Below are 26,864 nucleotides of genomic sequence, written 5' to 3'. Positions count from 1 at the left end.
TAGTTTTCAAAAACAAATACAAAAGGGGCCGGATTTCCGGCCCCTTTTGTATTTACCGCTGTGTGAATGCATCGCTTTGGAACTTTGAATTCACCGGACGCTTAGGATCGTAGGCGAAATGGATCAGCCCATCTCGGTAGTCGATCTGCAATGTCATTTGTCGCAGTGCAGAGAAACCAAGGAAGCCGGAGATATCCACGCTGGCACCTTCTGACAGTCTGTCTGTTGGAATAGAAATCATGCTGTTGAGCGGCAGGTATAGCTTGCCGAAGTGCAGCACGATTTTGTCTGTTAGATAGTTCTGCTGTGTGCGGCCCGATATGCCCACCATGGAGACCCGGCCTGTTGTGGAGACCTTCGTAACAGTTCTGGCGGCGTCTGGATCGATAACGCTTTCCTGCGCACCTGTGTCGGCCATCATCAACTTGATAGGGCCATCATTCAATTGGGTGGGGATCAGAAGGTAGTGATAGATGCGATAGAACTGCGACCAATCTGCCATTTCAGGACTCTTGTAGCGGTCGCGGAGTGGTTCATCCACACCATCTCCTGAGTGCGAGCCGACGCCGCCGCTTGTGTTCAGTGACATTTCCGAAGCTTGTTCACCTTGTCGCGCGGGTAGCTGCGAAACTTTCAGCTCACCCGCCGGATAGTCGAGTGTAAGCAGAAATTTCTGGAAGACATCGCCGCCGATAAGTCCATCAATTTCTTCCATGGCGACCGGGAAGCCGTAGGAGGCGTCCATCATGTCGCGCGGTGGAAGGATGTACACGGCGCAGTTGGAGAATTCCAGGTCACCGATTTTCAGTGAAGCTACGTGAGTGACTTTGCTTTTCTGGCTGCCTTCGTCACCGATGCCGCTGAGAAACGCAGTGTCTTCTACGGCCAGGCCCAGGCGTTCGGCTGCACCTGCCGTCAACGTAAGGCCCGAGGCGCCTGTATCCAATTCAAGTCGGCGTTTTTTTCCATTGAAGCTCATCTCCAGGCCGTAGGCCGGCGGGGAACTTGGCGAGAATCGAATGGCTGAAAAGGGAATGGTGGATTCTTTGGTTGCGGACGTTAGCTTGCATTCCGGCTCACGAGGCTTGTCGCCGTATTTGGTGAGCCGAGCCTTCGCTGCTGTGCGTTGCTTCTCTGTGAAAGACACGCTGGATTCCACAAATTTGCGATATTCCTCCAGAGCCTGAGCCTTTGGCTTGAGAAAAATCCATGATCCTGTGATCTCGTCATCATTTGGATTCAGTACGTGGGCCAGATCGACGTGCTTCTTTTCCGTGGCGTACATCGCGATCATTTGTTCGTACTCGCTCAATACGTAATAGGCACGCCCGTTACAGGGATCGAGCTTCTGGGCTTGCGAGGCCGTCATGTAGGACTCTGGCAGTTGGCCTCGGCGCATCAGTACTTCTGCTTTGGTTGTCAGTGCCAGTCCCGAATCCGGCTTTTCTGCTACCCATGCATTGGCCTTCGTAGAGGCCTCTGTGATGTTCCCTTGTGCCAGTAGATTGCGAATTTGCCAGGCTCGTAGAGAGCTCTTATCTGGGTGAGCGGCGAGCTCGGTAACGAAATGATCGGCAGCCGTCTTGTATTCGTTCTGTTCAAATTCAATCTGCGCAGGGCTGAGAGGCTCTTTGTCAGCTTTGCAGGAAACATTTTTAGAAGGTGCTGGCGATGCGGGTGTAGGTTGCTGGGCCACGGCAGAAAAGCATGCCAAAGTTAGGCATGCGGCCACACAAATGGACTTCATAGATAGAAAAACTCCGTCTCGGGTGTACGAACATTGTGCCACTGCGCATCTTCATGCGTGAATGGAAATCCGTGAATCTTGCGGAGTGATCCCTAAAGAAAAGGTCGGTCGCTTCTATTGTTCTGTCGCGATCGCTAAAGGATGTTTGGGCTGGTAAAGTCCTATCCTCCCGCCGCCAGGCAAAGATATGTAGCAGATTGAACCCCAGCGGGCTTCTTCGACTGCGGAGCACGTGACGTTCTTACGCGTCAGTGTCTCGATTTCTGCATGCAAGTTATCGCACATCAGATACAGCTCATAACCGTTATTGGTTTCGGCTGGGTGGATAGCTGCTTCTGCTGGTGGTAACGCGAAGATGAGCCAGCCGTGCCCTGCATCTACGGCTGCAAAACCCAACACATCACGCAGGAAGGCACGATCCGCCTCAGCATCTGTGCTGGCGAGAACAACGTGTGCGCCAAAGATCATCGGGACACCTCAAATCGTAATTGTTCTTTTGCCAGAAGCTGAAAACAGGTCACAAACATTGTGCCACTAGAGGGATCTGTACTAAGAGCTATTCGTTTCATGTCGAGGGGGAAAATAAGACGGGCCGGAGAGTTGTCCGGCCCGTCTGCTGCTTTCAGTTTGCGTGAAGTTTTAGAAGGTGAGCTTCAGTCCCGCCTGCATTACGCGTGGGCGGATGGGGCCCGTTGCGGTGATACGACCGTAGGTGCCACTGGTGGGATTGTTATTGGGTGTACTGAAGTTGGTGTGGTTGAACGCGTTGAACAGCTCCCAGCGGAATTGCAGATGGTAGCGGTCGCGTGCGGTCCAGTTCTTCATAACGGCTGCATCGCTATAGTTCACGCCCGGTCCTTTCAGGATGTTGCGACCAGTGTTGCCGAAGGTGCCCACAGCATTGGTGGTGAAGGCGGCAGTGGTGAAGTACTGGTTCAGCCACTGTTCCTTGTTGCCTTGGTGCGTTTGTACTGTGACGCCCGGAACGTAGTCCGCGCGATCTCCGCCTTCCTGTGCACCGGAGTTATTCCCAGTGCCGCCAGAGATACCGAAGGGGCGACCCGACTGCATTGTGTAGATCGCACTGATCTCCCAATCGCCCAGCACGCCGCGTGCAACGCTGTTCCAGCCGTGCAGAGCAGGTGTGGTGTAGACAAGATTCGTCACTGAAACCAGCGGCACATTGAGGTCAGAGATACCGCGGTTGTAGCGAAGGTTATAAGGGTTGGCGATGCTGCTGGTGAACGAGGCATTGCCACTTGAGGATATGTCGAGGTTTCTGGACCAGGTGAAGCTGGATTGCGCCTGGAAGTTATGTGAGAAGCGCTTCTCAATCTGCGCCTGTAGCGAGTTGTAGCTGGCTGTACCAATGGACTGGATGGTGAGTATCTGACCAAAATTGGACATGGGGCGAATGCCATACGCTGAGCCCGCGGTCTGTCCTGGGTTCGCATCCAGAATCAGAGACTGGTGATAGCTCTGGCTGCCAACGTATGCAAGATGCAAGACCACGTCGTTTCCAAGTTGCTGTTCTACAGAGGCGTTCCAGCTTTGCGTCATACCGAGTTTGAACTTGGGCGTGAATGCTGCGGGAACCGATGTGGGTGAAGCGAAGGTGGAGTTGCTGGGTGGTGTGCCGCCCGAATACACAAACGGCGGGAACGGACTAACGCCGCCTGTGCCAGCGAAGTTCGCCCACGGGGTTGAGAAGTTAATCGGTGAGGCTGCAGTTTCATTCAGCGTGTACGTCGGGCTGAATGGAGTCACGTCTGCAACGTGGTTGTAAGAGGAGTAAGGCAGCGGTGCAGTGAACAAACCAAAGCCCGCACGAACAGTGGTCTTGGGATGCACCTGCCATGCCACAGCGAGACGTGGTTCAAAGTAACCGTAGGTGTTTGGTGCCAGACCAGCGCTTACGCCGTTGTCGCCGGGGAAGACGAGGCCCTTAGGAGCGTTCGGGAAGACGGTGCTTTGTTGTCCCGGATTCCACACAGCGCCGCGACCGTCCTTCGATTGCGGAGCAAGATTCGGATCCCAGCGAAGACCTGCAGTAACAGTGATGTTGGAGCGCAGCTTGAACTGATCCTGCGCGTAGACGCCGAGCAGGTTGCCGCTGACATCAGCGATTTCGCCCGCGCCTTGTGTGTACGTGCTGACGCGACCCAGCAAGAAGTCCGCAAGGCCGAAGCCAGTGGAATAGCCGTTGAAACTAATGATCGGAGCAGCGGGATAGTAGGTCAGCTCACGTGCGCGCTGATGCCACAGATCGACGCCTGCCGTGATGGTGTGATTGCCAACGATCTTTGTGATGAAGTCAGAGAAGCCCCACGAACGGCGCATCTCGCCGGTGTATTCGGAGTACTGCAAGCTAAAGCCGCCGCTGGCATTTAGGCCTTCGCTATAGCAGGTGCCCGCGGGTTCACTCACGTTGATGTAGCGCGACAGGCAAAACGGAGAGCCGCTGCTGTCCAGTGGTTGACCCACGTTGTAGACGTGCTCCTGGTTCCAGAACAATGACAGCGCGTTGATGAGGCTGGGGCTAACCGTCCATGTGTGGTTCAACACTTCGTTGAAGAACTTGCCCTGCTTGCCTGTGTTCAGCGCAAGGATGTTGCCAGGCGTCGCGGCCTCGCCGCGGTTGTAGTACTGAATGAAGCTGCGCAGCGTCAGGCGATGCTTGTCGTTGGGCGTGTAGTCAATGCGGCCTGTGCCTTCGTTGTACGTCTCAATGGTCTTCGGCACGGTGTAGTAGACAAGACCGCTGGCGGCATCCTGCCCCAGTGGCAGCGCGGTCTTTGCGATCTGCACTGCTGCAGGATTGAACAGCGAAGGATCAATGCGGTTGTTGACGAAGCCGCCGGTCAGCGCCTTGGGATATGCAGAGAAGTCACCATTCAACATGGCTGCTGTCGGCGTGTTCGTGCTGTTGGCAGTGGATGTGGTGGACTGGCGCGTGCCTTGATAGTTGCCAAAGAAGAACAGACGGTCCTTGATGACAGGACCACCCAGGAAGCCGCCGAACTGATTACGCTTCAGCGAGTCAACCTGCTTCGAGAAGTAGTCCGCAGAGTTCAGCGCATTGTTGCGCAGGAACTCAAACGCGCCGCCATGCAGTGCGTTGGTGCCACTCTTCGTGTCGATAGAAACAACCGCGCCCGGCGAGAAGCCATAGTGCGCGTCGAAGTTGTTGGAGATGACGCGGAACTCGCTGGTGGCATCGGCATTCGGAGTCGGTGCAGAGAGCGACATGTAGGTGTCCATGTTCGGAACACCATCGAGAAGATACAGCGTGCTGCCCTGACGTCCGCCACCTGCGGATGCACCGCTTTCATTGGGGAATGTGGTCTCACCCTGCAGCGTGCCTGCGCCCGTGTTCAACACATTCACCGTACCGGGCGAGAGCAATACAAGGCTTGAAGGATCGCGGCCATTCAATGGCAGTTCGCGGATGGCGTGTTCATCCACGGTGTTGCTGACTTCGGCGTTGGTGGTGTTCATCAACGGCGCGCCAGCAGTTACGTTTATCGTCTCTGACTCGCTGCCTACGTGCAGGCCAATGTCGATCGTTGCCTGTTGGCTAACGGTCAGTACCACGCCTGTCTGTTGGAATTTCTGAAAGCCGTTTACGTTCGAAGTGATGATGTAACGGCCGGGAGGAATCGTGGGGAAGCGATACAGGCCGGAGCCGTTGGAGTCAGCATTCAACACCAGATTGGTGTCCACATTGGTGGCGGTCACATGCGCATTGGGAACGGCCGCGCCGCTTGCGTCGGTGACTGTACCGCTCAGGACTGCACTGCCACCCTGAGCGAGTGCTGCAATTGAAAAAAGAGGAACGAGAGAAGCGTATAGAACGGGGCTCCGAAAAAACGGATGAGATCGCATCAAAAGTTAAAGCCTCAAAAGGGGAATCTCAGGCAGCGCAAATGTCTGTGGTTTTGTTCGTTGCCTGTTGTGTTGTTTTAGGCAGGGAAGAAAGGGGAAAATGCCGTAAACAAACGGCAAAAATGCCAACAAATAGCAGACAAAAGCATAACGAGTGAGATGGATCAAAATCCTGCTACGAGACACGCCGGATTGTGCCGTTGGCCTTGCTGGCAGAGCACGGCGCGAATCGGCATAAAACGAGAGGCAGAGCAGGTGATGCCTTTTCTTTTCAGAAAGTTCATGTGCAGTGGGTAGACTCCGCACATGCCGATTCTTGATCGTCGTCGTTTTCTATCGCTTAGCGCGGCCGGAGTTGCCGCATCGTCGTTGCCCTCGTTTGCCTTGTCGCCCGCAGCGTCAGAGGATTTCAGCTTTCTGTTCGTGACGGATACGCACATCCAGCCGGAACTGCACGCAACAGAAGGCTGCAGTATGGCTTTCAAGAAGGCGCGTACTCTGCACGCTGATTTTGCAATCCAGGGTGGCGATCACATCTTCGACGGGCTCGCTGTCCCTCTCTCACGTTCGCAAGAGTTGTTTCACCTGTATGGCGAGACGGAGCAGCAGTTAGGGCTAAAGGTTTATCACGCGATGGGCAACCACGACGTGATCGGACTCTTCCCGAAGAGCGGTATGGATCTGACAGATCCGAACTACGGCAAGAGCTACTTCGAAGACAAGATCGGCCCGCGCCATCAAAGCTTTGATCACAAGGGCGTTCACTTCATCATCCTGGATTCCATTGGCTTCACGCCGGAACGCACCTACTTTGGATTTCTTGATGAAGGCCAGTTGCAGTGGCTGCGTACTGACTTGGCAAAGGTGTCGGCAACCACGCCGGTCATCATTGTGTCGCATATCCCACTGATCACGGCGTATGCCCAGTACTCCGCCCCTCCTGTCACGCCGGCCGTTCATAACAGCCTGTCCGTTTCCAACACGTATGAGATTCTGCCGCTGCTGGCAAAGCACAATGTCATCGGTGTGTTGCAGGGACATACGCACGTCAACGAACGTGTGGAGTTCAACGGCATTACTTACATCACAGGCGGCGCTGTCTCTGGCAACTGGTGGAAAGGCATTCACGAGGGCACCCCGGAAGGCTTCACTGTCTGCACCGTAAAAGACGGAAAGCTGACCACGCGCTACGAAACTTATGGTTTTCATGCGGATGCTGTCTAGATAGAGGATTGCAAGCGGTTCTGCGAACTGGGGTATATCAGCCGATTTAACGAAAGGGCTGATATACCCCAGTTCTATTTGCACGGGATCTCAAAATATGGTGCGAATATCGAACATGAACACCGTAAACCGCACAATGCCACCTCCCCAGCCGTCGTTTGGAAGGTCTATCCTTATAGGCACGAAATCGAGGATGTATGGCAACCAGGGCGAAGGCGAACGGGAAGCAGGCGGCAGGCGTGGCAACACCGGAACAGGACAACAGCAATACGCAGTTGCGGACGGAAGTATTTGAGATTTTCCGCCGGTGGGGTTATCTCCAGGCGACGCTGGATCCCCTGAAGCAGTACCTGCCCCAGGAACCGTTTCCCATTGATCTGCCGGAAGGGTCCGACGCCATTGCAGAAGAGGCACGCCGTTATTACTGCGGCAATGTCGCGCTGGAGTTCTCGCATATCGCGTCGCCGGAGAAGCGTGAGTGGCTCCAGAAGAAGATGGAGCAGACGCACGTTGAGACGCCTCAGCAGCAGGCGACGACGCTGACGCAGCTCATCAAGGCAGATCTCTTTGAGCAGACCATCCAACAGCGTTACCTGGGCACAAAGCGATTCTCGTTGGAAGGCCTGACGGCGCTTGTTCCGTATCTTGATCGCACCTTCGAAGTGTCGTCGGAACTGGGTGTTGATGTCTGTCTGTTCGCTATGAACCATCGCGGTCGTTTGAACGTGATGGTGAACACGGTGGGCCGCAGCGCAGCCGATATCTTTACCAAGTTTGAAGACGTTGATCCGCGCAGCCATTTGGGCGGTGGCGACGTGAAGTATCACCAGGGTGCAACGGGTACATACACTTCGCCGACAGGCAAGACGATTGACCTTCATCTGGCGTCGAACCCTTCGCATCTTGAGGCGGTTGATCCGGTGATCATGGGCCGTGCGCGAGCACGTCAGGTACGCATTGGCGAAGATGGTCCGAAGAAAGTGCTGCCAATCATCATTCACGGTGATGCGGCGTTTGCAGGACAGGGCATTTGGGCTGAGACGCTGGACCTTGCCACCATCAATGGCTACATCGTGGGCGGCACGATTCAGATCGTTGTGAACAATCTGCTTGGATTCACGGCTGAACCGCAAGAATCGAACTCGTCACGCTTTGCCACGGACATGGCGAAACGTCTTCCGATTCCCATCTTCCACGTGAATGCGGAAGACCCGGATGCTGTGGTGCGTGTGGCTGCGATTGCTGCGGAGTATCGCGCTACGTTTGGTTCGGATGTTGTTGTCGATCTCATCGGCTATCGCCGTCATGGTCATTCTGAAGTGGATGATCCTACTGTGACGCAGCCGCGCCGTTACGCAAAGATCAAGGAAACACCGGTGCTCTACAAGAGCTACGCAGAACGTATTGGCGTAGATGCAACGGTAGAGATCAAGCAGATCAGCGAGAAGTTTCTTGCGGACCAGGCAGAGGGCAAGCAGGCGCAACATGTGCCGCATCTGTCGTCGTTGCCAAAGTACTGGGACAACTACAAGGGCGGCTATCTGCCTGCGGATGAGCCAACGAAGACAGGTTTGCCTGCGGCGGAGATCACGCGCCTGACGCAGCTTCTGTTGAAGACGCCCGATGGCTTCAATATCCATCCCAAGATCAAGGCTCTGCTGAAGCAGCGCGAAGAGATGGGCAATGGTGCCAAGCCGTTTGACTACGGAACGGCCGAGCTTGTGGCGTATGCATCGTTGTTGGAGAAGGGAACGCCTGTGCGCCTCTCCGGACAGGATTCGCAGCGCGGCACGTTCAATCAGCGTCACAGCTTCTTCACGGACACCGAGACGGAGAAGCGATGGTCGCCGCTGCAAAACATCGGAGACAAGCAGGGCCGTTTCGAAGCGTATAACTCCATGCTGAGCGAAGCCGGTGTGCTTGGCTTTGAGTATGGCTATGCGCGTGACTATCCAGAAACGCTGGTGCTGTGGGAGGCGCAGTTTGGTGACTTCGCCAATGGCGCGCAGATCATCATGGATCAGTTCATTGCAGCGGGCGAAGCGAAGTGGGGCTTGCTGAGCGGTGTGGTTCTTCTCTTGCCGCACGGCTATGAAGGCCAGGGACCGGAACATTCGTCGGCACGCATTGAGCGCTATCTGCAGCTCTGTGCGACGGACAACATGTATGTGACGCAGCCGTCAAATGCAGCACAGTATTTCCTCCTGCTGCGTCGTCAGGCGCTCAGCGAGTATCGCAAACCGCTGATCGTGTTCACACCGAAGTCGATGCTGCGCCACCCGGATGCGGTGTCGCCCATTGCCGATTTCGGCGCAGAGAAGTTCCAGACGGTGCTTGCGGATACTGAGGCAAAGGATCCGCGCCGCATCCTTGTCTGCTCTGGCAAGATTGGTCACAACCTGCGTGTTGAGCGCGCGAAACGCGGCGATTACTCTACCGCTATCGTGTTTGTGGAACAGCTCTATCCGTGGCCGGAGGAGGCGCTGGCAAAGGCGCTGGAGATGTATCCGAACGCGGAAGAGGTTGTTTGGGTGCAGGAAGAGCCTGCGAACATGGGGCCGCTGACCTATGCGTATCCATTGTTGAAGCGCACTGCCGGCAACCGTCGCGTACTGCGTGTATCGCGTTCTGCTGCGGCCACACCTGCAACCGGTTCGGCCAAGGCGCATGACCTGGAAGAGAAGGCGCTGATCGAATTGGCGTTGGGTAAAGCGAAAAAGTAGTCGTGTTGATCTGTTCGTGCAAAGGTCGGGCGTGTGCCCGGCCTTTGCATTGTGTAAGGTAGCGCGAGTGCTGCATTCTGCATCTAGCAAAGAGAGCATGAATCCAGAAGCAAGCCCTGACACCGTCGAAGAATCGCCCGTACCCGTGATTGCGGCTGCCGCAGCAGCACCACGTCCGGCACAGAACAACGGGTTTGGCCCACTGAAGATACCGCTGTTTCGTGATCGCTGGATTGCTTCCACTGTGTCCAATGTGGGCACGTGGATGCAGGACACTGCGGCCACATGGTTGATGACGGCGCTCACAGGATCGCCGCTACTCATCGCGTCTATGCAAACCGCAGCGAGTCTGCCGGTGTTGATGCTTGGGTTGTTTGCCGGAGCTACGGCAGATATCTTTGAGCGCCGCCGTTTATTGATTTTCTGGCAGGCATGGCAGATGGCCGCCGTGTTTCTGATGGCGGTGCTGGCACTCTTCGGTGTCATCGGTCCCATGGCACTGTTGTCGCTGACGTTCCTGATGAACGTGGGCGCTGCTATGAACAGTCCGGCATGGCAGGCAATTGTGCCGGAGTTGGTGCCGCGCGAAGAAGTGCCGAACGCTGTTTCGCTTGCTTCTGCCAGCAATAATCTTGCACGCGCTGTGGGCCCTGCGATGGGCGGATTGATGGTGGCGTTGTTCGTCAAGGCCAGCACTGGGGCGGGATGGGTCTTCGCTCTGAATGCGGGGTCTTTCGCGGCTGTCATCTGGGTGCTTTACAACTGGAAGCGCAAGCCGATGTTCAAGAGCGCTCTGCCTGCGGAACGCATCTTCGGTTCAGTTGGCACGGGGCTGCGCTATCTGCGTTATGCGCCGGTGTTGCAGGCGATTTTTCTGCGCGCGTTTCTCTTCACGTTTTCTGCTGCTGCCGTGTGGTCATTGCTCTCGCTGATTGCCAGGCGTGAATTTACGCATAGCCATTACATCTCCGGTGCGACGGGCTACGGTGTGTTGAATGGCTCAATGGGATTGGGCGCTGTGTTGGCCGCTGTGGCATTGCCACGCATTCGTGCAAAGTTTTCTGCGGATCGAGTGCTTGCAGTTGCCAGTGTGCAATTCCTGGCCACGCTCTTGGTGTTGGCGTTCATTCACTCGGTCACGCTGGATATTCTGTTCCTCATCGGCGGTGGTTTCGCGTGGACCTGCACGATGGCCACTCTGAATACCGGTGTGCAGTTGTCATCGCCGGGATGGGTGCAGGCGCGCGCTCTGGGCATGTACCAGATGATCTTTCAGGGTGGACTGGCACTGGGTTCGTTCGTCTGGGGCTATGTTGCAGAACACAGCAGCGTGACTGCGTCCATGGCAAGTGCAGCTGTGCTCATTGCGGTGGCAATGCCTGTCACGCTGCGATTGCATGTGTTGCGCGGCAGCTTACCCGACCTTACGCCGTACCAGTTCAAACGTCCTGTGCCTCATCTGGAATTGGAACCTGCTCCGGAGGATGGCCCTGTCCGCATTCTTGTGGACTACATCGTAGACGTGGAGAACTACAACGAGTTTGTCGGTCGTATTCACAAGCTGCGCGAGGTGCGTCTCCGCACAGGAGCGATCCGATGGGCCGTGTTTCGTGATGGCAATGACGCGGAGCGGTTGGAAGAAAGCTTCGTGATGGAAAGCTGGCTGGAGTATCTACGCAGCCGCGAGCGCATGACCACAGCAGACTTCGCCATATTGCAGTGTGTGCGTGACCTGCACAAGGGCGAGGAACTACCCCGCGTGACACATCAGGTGTATGCGAAGGAACGTACGAATGTTGAGCGAGATCCAGAAATTTCTACCGATTCTGGTGTAACAAGTTGAAATCCTGTATGCGCAGTGGAATAAAATCGGAACATGTGCGCAGTTCGCCATTCTCGCAACGCTATTACAAATGGTGATTTTTAAGCTTTACCTGGCTGCGAAATCTTCATTAGTGTTGGTCTCATGAATACCAACCGCATTCACGTGGGTGCTATCCCCGTTCTTTTTGTAGTCGAGGGATGGATGAGAGCCGCGGTTTCGCAGGCGACGACTGTAAAGCCCGAGCGGGATCTGAAGATATTTGAAGCCGCAGTTAGCCTTAGCAATACTCTGACGTCCTGGGCCTTGGTTATGATTGGTGGATCGATCCTGGCTATTCTGAGCACGAGCTATTACCGTCCTAAGTCGCTTTGGTTTCGAAGCACGTATCTGGCTTTTGTGCCGGCCTGGGTGTTTCTCTCTTTGTCGATCTATTCGGGAACGAGAGTCCAGAGCGTATATCTGGCGGCTCTTTATTCACACAACGGCAGTCTGGATAAGCTGGAGGCTGCCCTCAATAGTGATGCCTATGCGCAAATATTCCGGATGGAGGTAGGATTATGCCTCTTTGGACTATGGATATTTGCCTATCTGATGTGGTGGATTTTCAATAAGGAGTAAATAGTAATGGTCGGAAAATATGCGTTTGTCGTACTTTTCGCCGGTTGCCTCTCCTTGGTTCCTATGGCCTGGGGCTGCGACTGTACTCACTTTCCAATCACACCTGCTGCGTGTCTGAAGCCATGTCAAACGGCAGCCCTTTTTAAGTCAGATCAAAACGAGCTCACCAGCATATTCGGCCTGGATGACAGTACGGCCAAGCTGCTTGTCAATAAGCGTGCATCGCTTCCTTCAGAAAGCTCATACGAGTTAAAGCAGGTTATTCCCTCCAATAGTTACTCGAAAATTGTTGCAGGCGCCAGCTCTATCTCTGCGGAAGATACGTCAAAGCTTGCATTGAAATATAAGCTGGACAACGTTGATACGGACAGCGTGATCAATCGTTCGGCGAAGAAACCACAAGCAAAGAACAGGTAGAAGTCAGACACGCATTCCTATTCCTCGCTGAAGCTGTAGTGCAATTCCTCGTGGAACACAGGTCGACTAAGAGGAAATGAACTGCGCCTTGTTGCTGTGATTACGAATGCGCAACAGCGTTAGCAATGGCGAAGTCATGATCGTGGTCACCAGCGCGACAACGACCAGTGCTGCAAACAATGCCGGGCCGAATACGCCCTGCATGTAAGCGATATTCAGCACGATCAACTCAACAAGCCCGCGCGTGTTTAGCATGGCGCCAAGCGCAAATGCGTTGCGCCATGATTCGCCGAGTGGCCTTGCCGCAATAACGCCGCCACCAATCTTGCCCACAACAGCGAGAAGCAAGAGCAGTAGTGTCCACGAAAACACTCCGCTGCCTTGCAACAGATCCAGACGCGTGCGAAGCCCTGTGAGCGCAAAGAAAAACGGCAGCAACAACGATGTGACCGGCACCTGTAACGAATCGTTGAGTGTCTTCTGCCATTTTGGAATGCGTGGGAACGCGAGGCCTGCAACGAATGCTCCAAACAATGAATGGAGTCCAAGCGCATCCGTAGTTGCAGCGGAGAGCAATGCCACCAACACTGAGCCTGCAACGATCGATGCAGAAAGCGAACGTTCATTGTGCCGATTCGCAATGGCTTGTGCGAAGCGCGTCACTACAAGCATCACCAGTAGATACGCGGCGAACAGCATCATGCGCACCGGCATGGAGAGTGCGCTGCCGTTGTGCGGCATGATGGACATGGCTACCGCGAGCAACATCCATGCACATACATCATCGGCTGCAGCGCACAGCAGCGCTGTTACACCCAACGGTGTGGCTGTGAGCCCGCGTTCTTCCAGGATTCTTGCGAGCACAGGAAATGCTGTGATGCTGAGCGAGATGCCAAGGAACAATGTGAACGGAAGTAGCGCGACCGAAGTGGGGAAGCGTGTCATGGTTGGCTTTGCCACCATGACACCCAATGCAAATGGCAACAGCAGGCTTGCCAGCCCTGCGGCAGCAGCGGTCTTCTTCTGCTGATGCATGTGGCTGTAGTCAAGTGAACTGCCAATCAGAAACAGATACAGCACCAGGCCGAGTGTGCTTAGCACATCAAATGCGCTAAGCGTTGCAGGCGTAAAGAGTGCATGCCAAGTGGAAGGCATGAGTCGACCAAGCAACGTAGGCCCCAGCAAGATGCCCCCGGCCATTTCGCCGATCACGCTGGCCTGCCCAAGCCTGCGAGCAATCCATCCACATACAAGAGTCGTGGACAACACCACCAGCATGGAAACGAGAAGAGGGTTCATGCGCTCTTACGCAGCTGCCGCAGCTTTCTTTTTCGCGTTGTGTCGCGCAGTAAGCACCACGAGTCCCTCTGTTACCAGCAACAGCGCGCCGGGAATTGCAAGGCGGGAACCAATGGTGGAAGGCCATAGCAATCGGTAGTCCTGAAAGACGTCGATGGAGAACAGGATGGATCCCACGACAAACAGAACACTGCCACCCCAGCGCCGGAACTGGCTTAGATTGCTTTCGCCTTTGAAGGACTTGCCTGCCACTTCAAACAACGGTGCACCCACCAAGCCGTGTGCGTCATACACGCGGCATCGAACCTGCGGATGGTCGATCACATAGTTCTGCGCATAGGCTTCTGCTTCCGCTGCAGAGGCGAACACGTCGCAGTATGGTGAGCCAGTAAAGCCGTCCGGAAAGCTGGAGTAATGCACGGCGAAGTCACTCGCACCGATGCGCTGGTTCCATGACGATGGTTGTGCCGCCGGATCAAACAGCGGCACGCGTTTGCTGATCATTACTCCCAGCCTTCCAGCACGATCTTGCCAATGGAACGTCCGCTTTCAATCCATGCATGCGCCATCTTCAGATTCTGCGCATTGATCGTGCCATAGCTCTTCGTCATGGTGGTCTTCAGAGTGCCCAGGTCCATCAGCTTGCTGACTTCGGTGAGCGAATCATGTTGGCGAAGGATGTCCGGCGTCTCGTAGTAGCTGCGCGTGAACATGAACTCCCAACAGATGGACGCACTCTTGCGCTTCAGAGGACGCGCATCCACTGGCTTTTGCGGATCGTCAATGATGGCGATCTTTCCCTGTGGCGCAAGCAGTTCTGCGATGCCGGGATAATGCGTATCCGTTGCGGAGAGCAGGGCAATGTATTCCACCTCGCCCAGTCCCAGCTCCTGCATCTGTGTGCGGATGTCGCGATGATGGTCAATGACATAATCCGCACCCATCTGGCGGCACCATTCGGCAGTCTCAGGGCGCGAAGCTGTTGCGACAACAGTCAGCGGCGTCATGTGCGATGCGATCTGCATCAGCATTGAACCCACACCGCCCGCAGCGCCAATGATCAGAATCGATCCCTTACGAGGGGCTCCATAGCCAATGCGACGCTGCTCCACGCCAAAGCGATCGAACAGAATCTCCCAGGCTGTGAGCGAAGTAAGCGGAAGTGCGGCAGCTTGTGCAAAGCTCAATCTCTTTGGCTTGATCGCAACGATGCGTTCGTCTACAGAATGAAACTGCGCATTCGCACCCTGCCGAGCAATGCAACCGGAGTAGTAGACCTCATCGCCCTTCTTGAACATTGAGGTCAGCTTGCCCGTGCCCACAACGACGCCTGCGCAATCCCAGCCCAGCACTTTGTACTCTTTGCCCGCGTCGGGCTTCGCGCTTTTGCGCTGCTTAATATCGACGGGGTTCACGGAGATCGCGCGGACCTCTACCAACAGGTCACGGTCACGCGCTGTGGGCATCTCAAGTTCAATGTCCAGCAATGCGTCTGGGTCTTCGATGGGTAGGGGGGTGTGGTAGCCAACAGCCTTCATAGACCGAGTCTACCGTGCCCCCGCCCGTCATTACACGATGTACGAAAGAAGAACGTTCACCACGGCAACGACCAGCGCGCAGAGAAATGCCGCCGTGAAGTTCTTCACGGAAAACCCTCGCACAAAACGCGACACGATGTAGATCATGATGGCGTCGCAGATCAGGTACATCAAGCCGGGGAGCAGCCACGTGATGGGAAATGCCACCAGGCGGATGAGAAAGCCCAGCGTTGCGTTCAGCAGGCCGATCAGCACGGCAGCAATCAGCGCTGTGCCAAAAGAATCGATCTCCACCGAAGGAAGGAGGTACGCTGCAACAACCAGCGCAAGCGCACTCAGGAGCCATACCAACAAAGCATGAAGAATCATGCCAGTAGGATTAGCACGAAAACACTATCGGTCGGCGCAATATTTTATGACCCTGTTCAATCGGACAGGTGTGGGGCGAGGATTGCTGTCAACGCGTCCACTTGTTCCTGCAGTCGTTCCGGTTGTGGAAGGCCATTGTGATCGAGCGATTGTTCAACTGCGCGTGCAGCTTCGGTAGCGCTGTGCAATCCGAACATTCCCAACGAACCGGCCATCTTATGAGCCGTGGAAACGGCCTCACCTCGCAGATCTTCTTCAAGCGTTCGAGTCGTGCTGAGGTGGTCTGCTGCACGCTGTAGCAGGGTTAAGCGGTCGCGTGTCTGATGCAGGTTTTTCTTCCAGATGGCGGCCAGCGCCGCCTGCATGGGGACTTCTTCCATGGCTAGGCGGCCACACTATCCCAGTGCAGTACTTCGGCAATCTGTTGGGCCAGTGTCATGGGATCAAAGGGTTTGAATAAGACTGCGGCCACACCCAGGTCGGAAAACCGTCGCTGATCGACACCTTGTACCTTAGCCGTCAGAAGGATGACGGGAATGTTCGCCAGTTCCGGGATTTTCTGCATTTCACGGAAGGTGGTCGGGCCGTCCATCTCGGGCATCATCACATCCATCAGGATGGCTTCCGGTTTTTCAGCTAGTGCTGCGCGAATGCCAGCGGTGCCGGAGTCCGCTGTGAGCACACGCCAACCCGCAGTCACTTCCAGAGTGAGCGAAGCCACCTCTCGAATATCGTCTTCGTCGTCAATCAGCAGAATGCGATGCATCGTCGAAGACAATCTTACGGCTGCTGGAAGGCGCGCGTCATGCAGCTTCTGTGGGATATCGGACTCTTCTGGTGTGGTCAGTTGCAATCTGGGAATGCGAGGCAATAGCAAGAACGGCGACCCCGAAGGGCCGCCGTCGATTTTCCTACGGAGGATGCTCTTACGCCGTGACCGGCTCAAGCACCTGGGCAAAGGCCTTGGCGGTGCGGGCTGCGTAAGCCTTCTTGTGGTACGCATAACCGGCGATCAGCGGCAGGGCGATGGTCGCCTCGCTGTACACCATCTGCTCCCAGGTCAGGTCGACCTTGCCCCACGAAGAAGCTTCCTTCAGGGTCGAGCCGGAAAGAGCGCCGTCGCGTGCGTCAGCAACCGTGATCTGGATGGCGTACTTGTGCATGGAAGCTTCCACGCCCAGAATGTCCGCAGCCACCACGATGTCCTGCGCGAAGTTCTTCGGAACGCCGCCGCCGATCATCAGCAGGCCGGTGGTCGGGTTCTGAATCTTCAGCTGGGTCAGTTCGTAGAAGTCCTTGCCGCTGTCAATCGAGCACATGGGCTTGCCCTGGCGAGCGTGCTGGTGAGCCACGATGCCGAAGCCGAACGAGCAGTCAGAGAATGCGGGGCAGAAGATGGGGATGTTCAGCTCATAGGCAGCAAGGACGATGGAGTCTTCGTTGCCGTTCTTGGGCGTGCGGCCGTTCTCGGCCAGGTACTTGCCCATTTCCTTGATGAACTCACGCGAGGAGTACGCACCCGGCTTCATGCCGTTGATGATCTTCTCGGTCGTTTCGTCGCAGATGCGCAGCTCTTCCTCATCGATGAACGTGTCATAGATGCGGTCGATCATCATTTCGCGCAGCTCAGCGTCGCCCGCGCCGTACTTGTACTCTTCGCCGGCAACGTAGTGCTTGAATCCGAGAGCTTCAAAGAAGTCCTGGTCAACGATGTTTGCGCCGGTGGAGACGATAGCGTCCACCATGTTGTTGCGCAGCAGGTCGATGATGACCTGCTGCAGGCCCGCAGAGATCAGCGATCCGGCGAGGCAGAGGATGACGCCGCACTCGGTGTCGCGCAGCATCATGTCGTAAATCGTGGCAGCGCGTGCAAGGTCGCGGGAAGAGTAAGCCATGTGGTTCATGGCATCAACCAGTGCGACAACGTTGTGCTGCTTGATGTCGATGTGCTGGATCGGGTTCTGGAGGAGTTCCTGTTTCGTTGACATAACGTCTACCAGTGTATCGCGTTTTCGCCAGTCGGGACGCGGGTTTTATGAAGATTTCGTGAGCAGAAAACAGTTGCCTTTCTTCACCTTATATTCGCTGTAAAAACATCTATTTCACCGGCAGAAAGCCTCAACAAGTCGCCAAGGCATGTCTTCCGCTGCGATAGGTGCGTTTGAATGTGCAACGTGCAAGCTACCAAATGCACGCGGTAGGATGCTGCACACGAGGACAACAACCGAAGATGAATCGCCGTAACTTTCTCGGAAGCGCAACACTTGCCGCCATCGCTCCCGCTTTCTCCAAGGCACAGTCATCACAAACTGTTTCCAGTACGACCAGCACACGCGAGCAATGGCTTAACTGGGTCGAGAAAGTTTCTGAGCCTGTACTCGCGGCGTTATCGAAACGTGAACTGCGCAAGACCATGCCGGTGGAAGCAGTGAAAGGCCACGAAGCAGAACGCGCGATCGGGACACATCTTGAAGCGCTCGGTCGATTGATGATGGGTCTCGCACCGTGGCTCGAACTTGATCCCGTTGCGGGTGAAAGCGCACTTGAGACAAAGCTGCGCGAAAGGTATCGTGCGATGGCGAAGGAGGCGATCGCATCGGCGGTCGATCCTGCGTCGCCGGATTACATGCGCTTTGGCGATTCCTCGCAGACCGTGGTGGACGCATCGTTTCTTGCGCTTGCCATGCTGCGTGCACCAAAGCAGTTGATCGACACGTTATCGCCAAAAACAAAACAGCAACTCATCGCTGCGATGATCGCGGAACGCAAGGTACTCACTGGTCTCAATAACTGGGTTCTGTTTTCTGCGATGGATGAAGCGCTGCTCTTCCGCCTTGGGGCCGATTACGACAAGATGCGTGTCGCCTATGCGCTCAATTCACTGCATAGCTGGTACAAAGGCGATGGCCTTTACGGTGACGGGCCAGACTTTCATGCGGATAACTACAACAGCTACGTGATGCAACCGTATCTGCTGATGTTGATGCAGGTGTTGGGGGATGAAGCTGCAGTGTGGAAGAACATGCGTGAGGAGATTGCGAAACATGCCACACGTTACGCGGCTATTCAGGAACGAATGATCGGCCCAGACGGCGCATTCCCCGTGCTTGGTCGTTCCATCACCTATCGCGCAGGGGCGTTCCAGTTGCTTGCTGATGTTTCGTTACGCGGACTTCTGGACGAACATGTAAAACCTGCACAGGTGCGAGCAGCACTGACGGCGGTACAGCATCGGACACTGGATGCGGCAGGTACGTTCGACAGCAAGGGCTGGCTGCAGATTGGTCTGGCAGGTCATCAGCCATCGCTAGGCGAAACGTATATCTCCACCGGAAGCCTGTATCTCTGTAGCGCTGCGTGGTTGCCGTTGGGCCTACCGCATTCCCATCCATTCTGGGCCGATGCGGATGCTGCGTGGACGCAGAAGAAGGTATGGGCGGGCGAAGATGCACCCGCCGATCATGCCATTACCGGATAACTTACAGAGAATTCTTGGCGATCACGTTCTTGTAGAAGTCGCTGCTCAGTTTCGGCGTGCGCTTTTGCGTTTTGAAGTCAACATAAGTAATGCCGAAACGTTTGTCATAACCATCAGCCCACTCATAGTTATCCAGCAGGCTCCACAAAAAGTAGCCCTTCACTGGAATACCTTCGCTTACTGCACGTTGCAAATGCATCAGGTAGTTGCGCAGATACATTACGCGGTCTGTGTCATAGATGTGGCCATCGCCTGCGACTACGTCAGAAGAGGAGCAGCCGTTTTCCGTGATGTAGATTTCGTTGATGCCAAACGCTTCGTGTACCAGCTTCGGCGCCCAATAGAGGGCATCGGGGCCAATTGTAAGCCACGGACTTTCCATGTGCGGATACGATGCAGGATTGCCCACCATGTCAAAGCCCAGTTCGTTATTCACCGCACGCGCGTACGTTGCCGTGTAGATGTTCAGTCCCTGGAAGTCCAGCGGTGAACCAATCGCCTTCATCTCATCTGGTGTGAACTTGGGCGCATCCGCTCCCAGCGTCTTCAGGTAGTGATCGGTGTATTTGCCTGTGCGCATCACCGTTAGGTATCCAGCGTTTTGCTCCACCATCGCCTTGCGTGCTGCCGCCACATGTTCCGGTGCGTCATATACCGGCACAATGGCGCTCAGGTTCTCTGCTGCGCCTACCTTTGCTTTCGGCGCCGCCGCCCGCACGGCACCAACAGACAATCCATGACCCAGCACAGCGTGATGCCGAACCTGCGCCAGTTCACCGCGTGACAGTTTCAATCCGGGCGCATGAACACCATTGCCGTAACCGAGTTCCACAAAGGTCCAGATTTCATTCATGGTCATGAAGTTTGAGCAGAGATCGCTGAGTTTGCCCGCGGTGTAGCCTGCGTAGTCAGCGAAGATCTTCGCGGTGTCATGATTGCGCCATCCGCCTTTGTCTTCCAGCGCCTGCGGTAGATCCCAGTGATAGAGCGTGCAATACGGTTCAATGCCTGCCGCCCGCAGCGCTTCGCAGAACTTGCGATAGTGATCGATGCCTTTCTGATTCACCTGTCCGCTGCCCGTGGGAAAGATACGCGACCACGCAACCGAAAACCTGCATGTCTTTAGACCAAGTTCTTTCATCAGCGCAATGTCTTCGGCGTAACGATGGTAGCTGTCTGTCGACACGTCACCCGTATCGCCGTTGTGCGTTTTGCCCGCGGTATGGCTGAACGTATCCCAGATGCTGGGACCGCGCCCGTCTTCATTGACAGCGCCTTCCACCTGATACGAAGCAGTTGCTGAACCCCATAGAAATCCCTTGGGGAAAGGGAGACCTGCATGTGCTGTGGACTGTGGTTGCGCCACGTCTGCAAACAGACGGAGAGGAGAAGCGGATGCGGCTGCAAAGATGCCTGCGAGTTTTCCAAATCCACGGCGGGAGATACGGTACGGCATGGGAGAAGGACCCCTTTCGGAAAAACTTCCTGGTGTCGATAGTAGACCCGGGTTATGCCGTACCGTGTACCGCTTATTTCTGTAGCCAATTTAGAGAGGTAGTGGCGAACTCTCGTCCATCGTGCAAACGCTATGCGCGTGCTGATGCGGAGTATCCTGTGACGGCCGCGTGAGCAACATGAGCGCAGCAAGAACCAGTGCAAGCGGAAGAGCGTAATCGCGAAAGCGGAAATTAGAGTTCATGGAGCTGTCCTTTCAGAAGATGCATTTTGAAGACAAGAGAGGGCGAGCGCGCAGTTGTGCAACTGCCGCAGGAACAAGCTTGCAAGTGTTTTGTGGAATTTAGTCGGCGGTGAAGATTTTTTCGATGGGCAGGCTGAAGAGCTTCGCAATACGGAAGGCCAGCGGCAACGACGGATCGTACTTGCCGGTTTCGATGGCGTTCACGCTTTGCCGTGAGACCTCAAGCTGCTCGGCTAGATACGCCTGTGACCATCCACGTTCGGCTCGAAGATCGCGCAGATGATTATTCATCTTCAACTCCGCGATTCATCATGGAATGGATGGCCTGCACCAGACCCACCGTGATCCAGAAGGCAATGAATTCCGTGAACGCTGGCAATTGCGTGTCGATGCCATAGCTACGCAGAAAGCCGGAGAAGACCGAGAGTGAAAGCGCCACGCCTGTGGCCCACAAAAGACTGCGCACAATCAGGTCGCGTTGGTATTCATCGCGTTCTTCCTTCAGATAACGCGCCACAATGTACGTGAGGCAAAGGATTGGAATGGTGGGCAGGGCAGCAGCCACAAACAGGTGCCAGCCCTTAGGATGCCAGTGGTTCACCATAATGCGTGACGACACAACCAGGCCGACGTACGACATCATGACTCCGAATGTACCCTGCAGATAGCGGTGCTTCGCGGGGCTCGTGCTTCCAGAACAGAACATCATGTGTGATTTCTCCTTCACTCGATGCACCAAAGCGGCCGTTCTCTGATGACAAGTAAACTTTACGTAAAGCTTCCTTGTCATGTCAAGCGTGCTTGTCAAATTATTTTTGACCATTTTGCGACCCTTCGGCGCTTGCTACCCTCTTAAGGACAGCCATGATCATTAACTTCTCCGAGCGCGCGCATAACCATAACTGGGACCTTGACCCCATCGTGCGGTCGCTGCTCGACACAGACTTTTACAAGCTGCTGATGTTGCAGTTCATATGGAAGCACTTTCGCGATACGCGAGTTACGTTCAGCCTGAACAATCGAAACCACAAGTTTCGATTGGCAGAGATGATTCCGCGCGAGGCTGTGATCGCGCAGTTAGATCATGTGAAGAGGCTGCGCTACCGCAAGAGCGAAATGATCTGGCTCGCGGGCAATACGTTCTACGGAACACGCGGCATCTTTGAGCCCGCTTTTCTTGAATGGCTGGAGAACGACTTTGCGCTCTGTGACTATCACTTGTCCGAACGTGACGGTCAGTTTGAATTGACCTTTGAAGGTTCGTGGATCAGCGTGACAATGTGGGAGATTTACGCGCTCTCCATTCTTAACGAGTTGAAGACGCGCGCCGCATTGAAGGGCATGAGCGAGTTCGAACTCGACATCCTGTATGCGCGTGCAAAGACGCGCCTCTGGGGAAAGATCGAACAACTTCGTGATGTTCCTGGCCTTGCTGTTGCAGACTTCGGTACGCGTCGTCGCCATTCGTTTCTATGGCAGGAGTTTGTTGTGGAGGCGATGCACTCGGAGTTGGGTGCAGCGTTCACGGGCACAAGCAATACGTTCCTTGCATACAAGCACGACATGGAAGCCATTGGCACCAACGCGCATGAGTTGCCCATGGCCCTCGCTGCGATAGCCACGAACGATGAAGAGCTGAAAGAGTCGCAGTACCGCATCCTTGAGTTGTGGCAGCAGACGTATCACGGCGCATTGCGTGTGATGTTGCCCGACACGTACGGCACGACGCAGTTCCTGGAACATGCACCGGACTGGGTCGCGGATTGGACCGGCCAGCGTGTGGATTCGAAGGATCCCTTTGTTGCAGGCGACGAGTACATCAGCTGGCTTGCGTCCCGCGGCAAAGATCCGAAAGCAAAGCTGCTGATTGCCAGCGATGGTCTGGACGTGCAGACAATCCTGAGCCTTCATGCGTATTTCTCAGGAACAGTGGCACCGGGTGTGAGTGTGCGCGATTTCCGCAGCGCATCGGATTTCCTCGATACCCGCAGGTGGGAGCTGGATCGGCGTATCCGTTTCTCTGCAGGTTGGGGAACTCTGTTAACGAACGATTTCCGCGACTGCCATCCGCGCAGTGAAGAAGCCCTGGAACCCATCTCGCTGGTCTGCAAACTCACGTCGGCAAACGGACGCCCATCCGTGAAGCTTTCCGACAACTACGAGAAGGCAAGCGGGCCCCAGGAACTGGTCGAGCACTATCGCGACGTCTTCGGTCTTGCCGGGATCAGTCGTATTCCTGTCGTGGTGTAACTGTTCTGTTAAACCGCCGTGCGGGGTTTGCGTGCGGCGCGCTCCAGAATGCGCGTCAGCAGCGTTGCCAGTGCTGGGGTTAAGACTGCAGCCATGACAACCCACAGCACCAGTGCATGCCATTCCCACGTCCACAGCGTGCGCAGCAGATCCAGCGGATGCGTTTTCACCATCTGCAATATTTCTGATGGCTGCAGGGGCAGCGGCCCCATACCGAACACAAGTGAGCCTGCCTGAAGAAAAGGTAGTAGCAGCAGAATCTGAAAAGGATAGGCACTATGCGTGCCAAGCTGCGACGCGGGGTGGTTCAGGCGGAACAGGTGCGAGACAGCAATGGTTAACACTGTCGTGGAACCGATCACCGGATTAATGCCGATGATGAAACCAATCGTCAGGCTCCATGCCAGGCGCTTTGGTGAGGCTCCGCGGCGAAGCAGTCGCACCACGGGCGAAACAATGGTCCGCCGAAGCCATGAGTGCCGCACATCCTGAGCAACTGTAATCACCTGCGTCAGACTACAGGAAATGGCAGCGTGACGTGATTCATCGTTGGCTCACACAGGTGTTCCCGTACTTTTACATTCTGTTTTCAAGTTGTTCTCACAGTCGCGGCACACTCGATTGCAGTACGTCAAAGAACACTGCACTGCCGGAGCCGCTATGTCGACAAGTGTCCTTGTATCTCCTGTCTCCGCGTATCCATTGTCTGCGGTTGCTTCACCATCCCCAGTCATTGCAGAGTTTGGCGCCTATCGTGCGCGTCTCGCAGCCACCATGGACGATCGTCTTGGTGCGTATCGCCTTCGCTTCCTCGTGTTTAACGTGGAGTTGAACGAAGGTCTTGCCTCGTCATACGCCACCGGCTATGACACGGATCAGTTTGATGATGTCTGCGATCACCTGATCGTTGAGCATGCGGGAACAGGCGAAATTATTGGCACATATCGTTTGCAGAGCGGCGATGTTGCAGGACAGTACTTCGGCTATTACTCCGAACAGGAATTTGATTTCTCGCCTTACGCAGAGATGCGCTCCAGCGTACTGGAATTGGGCCGCGCCTGCGTGCATCGCGATCATCGCTCTCCCGAGGTTTTGAACCTATTGTGGAAGGGCATCATGCGCTATGCGAAGTCGCGTGGTCTGCGTTATCTCATGGGCTGCTGCTCACTCACGTCGCAGTGTGCAGACGAGGGAACCGCGGTATTTCGCGCACTGGAACCGCACTTGATTGAGTCATCGCTGATGACGGTGCCCACCAAGGCGTTCGCCATGCCGATGCGCGAAGGTGTGGAGACCATGCAGGAACCGCCGCGCTTGCTGCGTGCATACCTTGCTGTGGGTGCGCGCATCTGCTCCACACCTGCGATCGATTGCAGCTTCGGCACCATCGACTTTCTTACACTGCTTGATCTGGAGACGATGCATCCGCGCATCGCACGCCGCTATCTGTGAGAAAACAGCTTTACTCCATCCCGACAGCATGCATCAGGCTTACATGCCTGTTCGCGATGTTGTTTGGCATGTGGATCGAGAGTACAGTCCGGCCTCTGCGTACCATGCATGAACGTGCGTGCTGGTCGCAGAAGTGGGCTCTTCGCATCCTGCGTTTTCTTCGTTGTCCCGTGCAGATGCGTGGCGCATTGCCGTCGCGTGGTTTAATAGCGGCCAACCACATCAGCTACACGGATGTGCTTGTGCTTGCTGCGTTGACCCCGACGATCTTCGTTGCAAAGGCGGAAGTGCGACGCTGGCCTTTGATTGGCCTATTGTGCGAGCGTGCAGGCGTACTGTTTCTTGATCGCTCTTCCATGCGCGCTGCGGCTGCTGCCAATCGAACCATTGCAGAGGTTTTGCGTGGTGGCCAGTCGGTCGTTGTCTTTCCGGAAGGAACCACGTCAGGCGGAGAAACAATACTGCCGATGTACGCAGCGCTGTTTCAGTCAGCGCTGGATTCCGACGAGCCGATCGTCCCTGCATGGATCACATACGGCGACGCCGCGCAGCGCGAACGCATTGCCTACTGGGGCGACATGACTCTCATGCCGCATCTGCTGCAACTCATGCGTCTGCGTTCGATGGACGACGTATCCGTACAGTTCCGCACCACCGGCATCCCGGCACGGCATCGTACGCAGGCTGCAGAAATGTGTCGCGTGGTGTGGCAGCAGATGATGGAAAAACGCGTCAGGCCGACAACAGGAGACTGCGACGACGCAGCTCCGACAGCACCACTTCAATCGACCAGTCCAGCGCTTCTGTCCCTTTCACAGTGACGTCGGCGCGGTCGCGGCTGGGTAGCACATACTCGTCGGCCATGGGGCGTGCATGCCGTTCGAACTGTTCGCGAACGCTTTCTTCTGTGCGTCCGCGCTCCCGCGTATCGCGATAGATGCGTCGCGTCAGGCACACATCGTGTGGTGCATCGACGTACACCGTCAGGTCATACAGCGGCTTCAAGCCAGCATAGTGAAGCGCAAGAATGCCTTCCACGATGATGAACGCCTGCGGCTCCAGGTGATCTGTCACACCCTTCACACGCGAGTGCGTATTGAAGTCGTAGTTGGGTCGATCAATGGGTTGGTTCTGACGCAACTGCTCCACATGCCGCACGATCAGATCGTGCTCCAATGACTCCGGATGATCGAAGTTGTAATGATCACGCTCTTCACGCGATAGATGAGCCAGGTCGCGATAGTAGAAGTCCAACGGGAACAACACTGCGTCCAGTTGCGCTGCCAGTTCGCGTGCCAGTGTTGTCTTGCCGCTGCCGGAGCATCCACCCACGCCCAGCACCACCGGCTTCATCGTGCTGCCGGAAGAGTTGTTCATGCTTCTGTGACCGCCTTCGGAACAATCGCTGTCAGCAGGGCAGAGAAGCGCTCTGCCGCATGTTTCCCATGCTCCATCACTTCACTGTGATCGATCGATTCGCTTGTAACTCCCGCTGCAGCATTTGTCACCAGCGATAGTCCGAGAACTTCCATCCCCATGTGGCGAGCCACAATCACTTCATGCACAGTGCTCATGCCGACAAGGTCTGCGCCCAGCGTGCGGAAGGCGCGAATCTCCGCGGGTGTCTCATAGCTTGGTCCTAACACGGCAATGTACACGCCTGTCTGCATCGACCATCCGTGTTGCTGCGCCGTCTCCTGCGCCAGTTGCAGCAGTCGCGGTGTATATGCGGTGGTCATGTCGAAGAAGCGAAGGCCGCTGCCGTGCGTCACAGCGAAGCGAGGTTCATTGCGTCCCAGTGCGGCGTTGGTGCCGGTCAGGTTGATGTGATCGGAAATTCCTACGATTGACCCCGGCGCGAAGTCTGTACGGATGCCACCCGCAGCATTGGTCACAATCAGCGTCTGCACGCCCATCAGGCCGAGCACGCGCGCGGGAAAGGTCACCTCATCCATCCGATAGCCTTCGTACGCATGCACGCGGCCCTGCATCACGGCCACGGGCACACCGGCAATCGTTCCCAGCACCATGCGTCCCGAATGGCCTTCCACAGTTGATTGCGGGAAGTGCGGGATCTCGGAATAGGGAACGGCAACGGCGTCTTCCACGCTGTTAGCAAAATCGCCAAGGCCAGAGCCTAGGATGATGCCAAGTTTCGGACGGTGCTTTGTCTGTGCCAGAAGATGGTCGGCGGCGGAGCGTGCTTGTGCGTAAAGGTCACTCATAGGAAACGGGCAAATCTGCCTTCAACAGTGAATCACAATCCGCGAATCGGACGGCAGCTGACCGGATACCGCCCGTGGAACCGTTACAAGCATCGCCTTTGATAGACTTCGGCTC

General features: G+C 55.6%; 25 protein-coding genes. 9 read left to right on the top strand and 16 right to left on the bottom strand.

The genetic code is table 11. The features are described 5' to 3' along the window. Window positions 1-52: 52 nt before the first annotated feature. The 3 genes from M504_RS07460 to M504_RS07450 form a co-directional block, all read right to left on the bottom strand. Window positions 53-1,747 carry a retropepsin-like aspartic protease gene (locus M504_RS07460; protein ID WP_084214188.1) on the bottom strand — a complete coding sequence of 565 codons (1,695 nt, stop codon included), beginning with the start codon at window positions 1,745-1,747 and terminating at the stop codon, window positions 53-55. Between the two features lie 114 nt (window positions 1,748-1,861). Beyond that, window positions 1,862-2,215: a VOC family protein gene (locus M504_RS07455; RefSeq protein ID WP_047489686.1), complete on the bottom strand. Its 354-nt coding sequence runs from the start codon at window positions 2,213-2,215 to the stop codon at window positions 1,862-1,864. A gap of 171 nt (window positions 2,216-2,386) precedes the next feature. Further along, a complete protein-coding gene (locus tag M504_RS07450; protein ID WP_047489683.1) occupies window positions 2,387-5,632 on the bottom strand; it encodes a TonB-dependent receptor in 3,246 nt (1,081 codons plus the stop codon). A gap of 306 nt (window positions 5,633-5,938) precedes the next feature. On the opposite strand from M504_RS07450, the gene M504_RS07445 reads away from it, so the two are divergent. From M504_RS07445 to M504_RS07425, 5 genes are all read left to right on the top strand, one after another. Then, a complete protein-coding gene (locus tag M504_RS07445) occupies window positions 5,939-6,856 on the top strand; it encodes a metallophosphoesterase (RefSeq protein ID WP_047489681.1) in 918 nt (305 codons plus the stop codon). 197 nt (window positions 6,857-7,053) lie between these two features. Next, entirely contained in the window at window positions 7,054-9,579 is a 2,526-nt protein-coding gene (locus M504_RS07440; protein WP_047489678.1) for a 2-oxoglutarate dehydrogenase E1 component, read from the top strand. Between the two features lie 97 nt (window positions 9,580-9,676). Further along, entirely contained in the window at window positions 9,677-11,422 is a 1,746-nt protein-coding gene (locus M504_RS07435) for an MFS transporter (protein WP_052200503.1), read from the top strand. A 123-nt stretch (window positions 11,423-11,545) separates the two neighbouring features. Continuing rightward, window positions 11,546-12,022 carry a hypothetical protein gene (locus M504_RS07430; RefSeq protein WP_047489675.1) on the top strand — a complete coding sequence of 159 codons (477 nt, stop codon included), beginning with the start codon at window positions 11,546-11,548 and terminating at the stop codon, window positions 12,020-12,022. A gap of 6 nt (window positions 12,023-12,028) precedes the next feature. Further along, window positions 12,029-12,439 carry a hypothetical protein gene (locus M504_RS07425; protein ID WP_047489673.1) on the top strand — a complete coding sequence of 137 codons (411 nt, stop codon included), beginning with the start codon at window positions 12,029-12,031 and terminating at the stop codon, window positions 12,437-12,439. Window positions 12,440-12,505: 66 nt separating this feature from the next. On the opposite strand, the gene M504_RS07420 is transcribed toward M504_RS07425, so the two are convergent. The 7 genes from M504_RS07420 to M504_RS07390 all read right to left on the bottom strand — a co-directional run bounded on the left by M504_RS07420 (window position 12,506) and on the right by M504_RS07390 (window position 17,633). Continuing rightward, window positions 12,506-13,738 carry a cation:proton antiporter gene (locus M504_RS07420; RefSeq protein WP_047489669.1) on the bottom strand — a complete coding sequence of 411 codons (1,233 nt, stop codon included), beginning with the start codon at window positions 13,736-13,738 and terminating at the stop codon, window positions 12,506-12,508. A 6-nt stretch (window positions 13,739-13,744) separates the two neighbouring features. Next, window positions 13,745-14,242, bottom strand: a complete 498-nt coding sequence (locus M504_RS07415; protein WP_047489665.1) for a hypothetical protein — start codon at window positions 14,240-14,242, stop codon at window positions 13,745-13,747. Continuing rightward, window positions 14,242-15,276 (bottom strand): zinc-binding alcohol dehydrogenase family protein, encoded by a 1,035-nt coding sequence (locus M504_RS07410; protein ID WP_047489662.1) that lies wholly within the window; start codon window positions 15,274-15,276, stop codon window positions 14,242-14,244. Before M504_RS07410 ends, M504_RS07415 begins: the two co-directional genes overlap by 1 nt. A 30-nt stretch (window positions 15,277-15,306) precedes the next feature. After that, window positions 15,307-15,645 carry a phage holin family protein gene (locus tag M504_RS07405; protein WP_047489659.1) on the bottom strand — a complete coding sequence of 113 codons (339 nt, stop codon included), beginning with the start codon at window positions 15,643-15,645 and terminating at the stop codon, window positions 15,307-15,309. Window positions 15,646-15,701: 56 nt separating this feature from the next. Further along, on the bottom strand, window positions 15,702-16,025 hold the full coding sequence (locus M504_RS07400; RefSeq protein WP_047489658.1) for an Hpt domain-containing protein: 324 nt from the start codon (window positions 16,023-16,025) through the stop codon (window positions 15,702-15,704). A 2-nt stretch (window positions 16,026-16,027) separates the two neighbouring features. Continuing rightward, the gene (locus tag M504_RS07395) at window positions 16,028-16,411 is read right to left on the bottom strand and encodes a response regulator (RefSeq protein ID WP_047493944.1); all 384 of its coding nucleotides are present in this window, start codon (window positions 16,409-16,411) and stop codon (window positions 16,028-16,030) included. A 160-nt stretch (window positions 16,412-16,571) separates the two neighbouring features. Next, on the bottom strand, window positions 16,572-17,633 hold the full coding sequence (locus M504_RS07390) for a deoxyhypusine synthase (protein ID WP_047489655.1): 1,062 nt from the start codon (window positions 17,631-17,633) through the stop codon (window positions 16,572-16,574). A 242-nt stretch (window positions 17,634-17,875) separates the two neighbouring features. Here M504_RS07390 and M504_RS07385 point away from each other — a divergent pair, with 242 nt between their 5' ends. Further along, window positions 17,876-19,123, top strand: coding sequence for a DUF2264 domain-containing protein (locus M504_RS07385; RefSeq protein WP_047489652.1), 1,248 nt, complete (start codon window positions 17,876-17,878; stop codon window positions 19,121-19,123). Between the two features lies 1 nt (window position 19,124). Here M504_RS07385 and M504_RS07380 read toward each other — a convergent pair whose 3' ends face one another. The 3 genes from M504_RS07380 to M504_RS07370 all read right to left on the bottom strand — a co-directional run bounded on the left by M504_RS07380 (window position 19,125) and on the right by M504_RS07370 (window position 21,531). Continuing rightward, a complete protein-coding gene (locus M504_RS07380) occupies window positions 19,125-20,579 on the bottom strand; it encodes a GH1 family beta-glucosidase (RefSeq protein WP_047489650.1) in 1,455 nt (484 codons plus the stop codon). A gap of 342 nt (window positions 20,580-20,921) precedes the next feature. After that, window positions 20,922-21,113: a helix-turn-helix transcriptional regulator gene (locus M504_RS07375; RefSeq protein ID WP_047489647.1), complete on the bottom strand. Its 192-nt coding sequence runs from the start codon at window positions 21,111-21,113 to the stop codon at window positions 20,922-20,924. Continuing rightward, the gene (locus M504_RS07370; protein ID WP_047489642.1) at window positions 21,106-21,531 is read right to left on the bottom strand and encodes a hypothetical protein; all 426 of its coding nucleotides are present in this window, start codon (window positions 21,529-21,531) and stop codon (window positions 21,106-21,108) included. The genes M504_RS07375 and M504_RS07370 overlap by 8 nt, the downstream gene beginning before the upstream one ends. Before the next feature lie 155 nt (window positions 21,532-21,686). On the opposite strand from M504_RS07370, the gene M504_RS07365 reads away from it, so the two are divergent. Continuing rightward, entirely contained in the window at window positions 21,687-23,072 is a 1,386-nt protein-coding gene (locus M504_RS07365) for a nicotinate phosphoribosyltransferase (RefSeq protein WP_047489638.1), read from the top strand. Between the two features lie 8 nt (window positions 23,073-23,080). On the opposite strand, the gene M504_RS07360 is transcribed toward M504_RS07365, so the two are convergent. Further along, window positions 23,081-23,578, bottom strand: coding sequence for a DUF2062 domain-containing protein (locus M504_RS07360; RefSeq protein ID WP_084214186.1), 498 nt, complete (start codon window positions 23,576-23,578; stop codon window positions 23,081-23,083). Between the two features lie 154 nt (window positions 23,579-23,732). Between M504_RS07360 and M504_RS07355 the strand changes: the two genes are divergently transcribed. Beyond that, window positions 23,733-24,524 (top strand): GNAT family N-acetyltransferase, encoded by a 792-nt coding sequence (locus M504_RS07355; RefSeq protein WP_084214185.1) that lies wholly within the window; start codon window positions 23,733-23,735, stop codon window positions 24,522-24,524. A gap of 68 nt (window positions 24,525-24,592) precedes the next feature. Continuing rightward, window positions 24,593-25,345, top strand: coding sequence for a 1-acyl-sn-glycerol-3-phosphate acyltransferase (locus M504_RS21180; protein WP_198137546.1), 753 nt, complete (start codon window positions 24,593-24,595; stop codon window positions 25,343-25,345). On the opposite strand, the gene udk is transcribed toward M504_RS21180, so the two are convergent. Together udk and M504_RS07340 are read right to left on the bottom strand one after the other, a co-directional pair. After that, complete coding sequence (udk, locus tag M504_RS07345) at window positions 25,257-25,901, bottom strand: uridine kinase (RefSeq protein ID WP_232296201.1); 645 nt, start codon at window positions 25,899-25,901, stop codon at window positions 25,257-25,259. The two genes, M504_RS21180 and udk, sit on opposite strands and share 89 nt — an antisense overlap. Next, window positions 25,898-26,749: a purine-nucleoside phosphorylase gene (locus tag M504_RS07340; protein ID WP_047489635.1), complete on the bottom strand. Its 852-nt coding sequence runs from the start codon at window positions 26,747-26,749 to the stop codon at window positions 25,898-25,900. Before M504_RS07340 ends, udk begins: the two co-directional genes overlap by 4 nt. Window positions 26,750-26,864: the final 115 nt, after the last annotated feature.

It is taken from the genome of Terriglobus sp. TAA 43, assembly GCF_000800015.1.
Taxonomy (GTDB): Bacteria; Acidobacteriota; Terriglobia; order Terriglobales; family Acidobacteriaceae; genus Terriglobus.
This window is presented reverse-complemented; position numbering and strand designations above follow the sequence as displayed.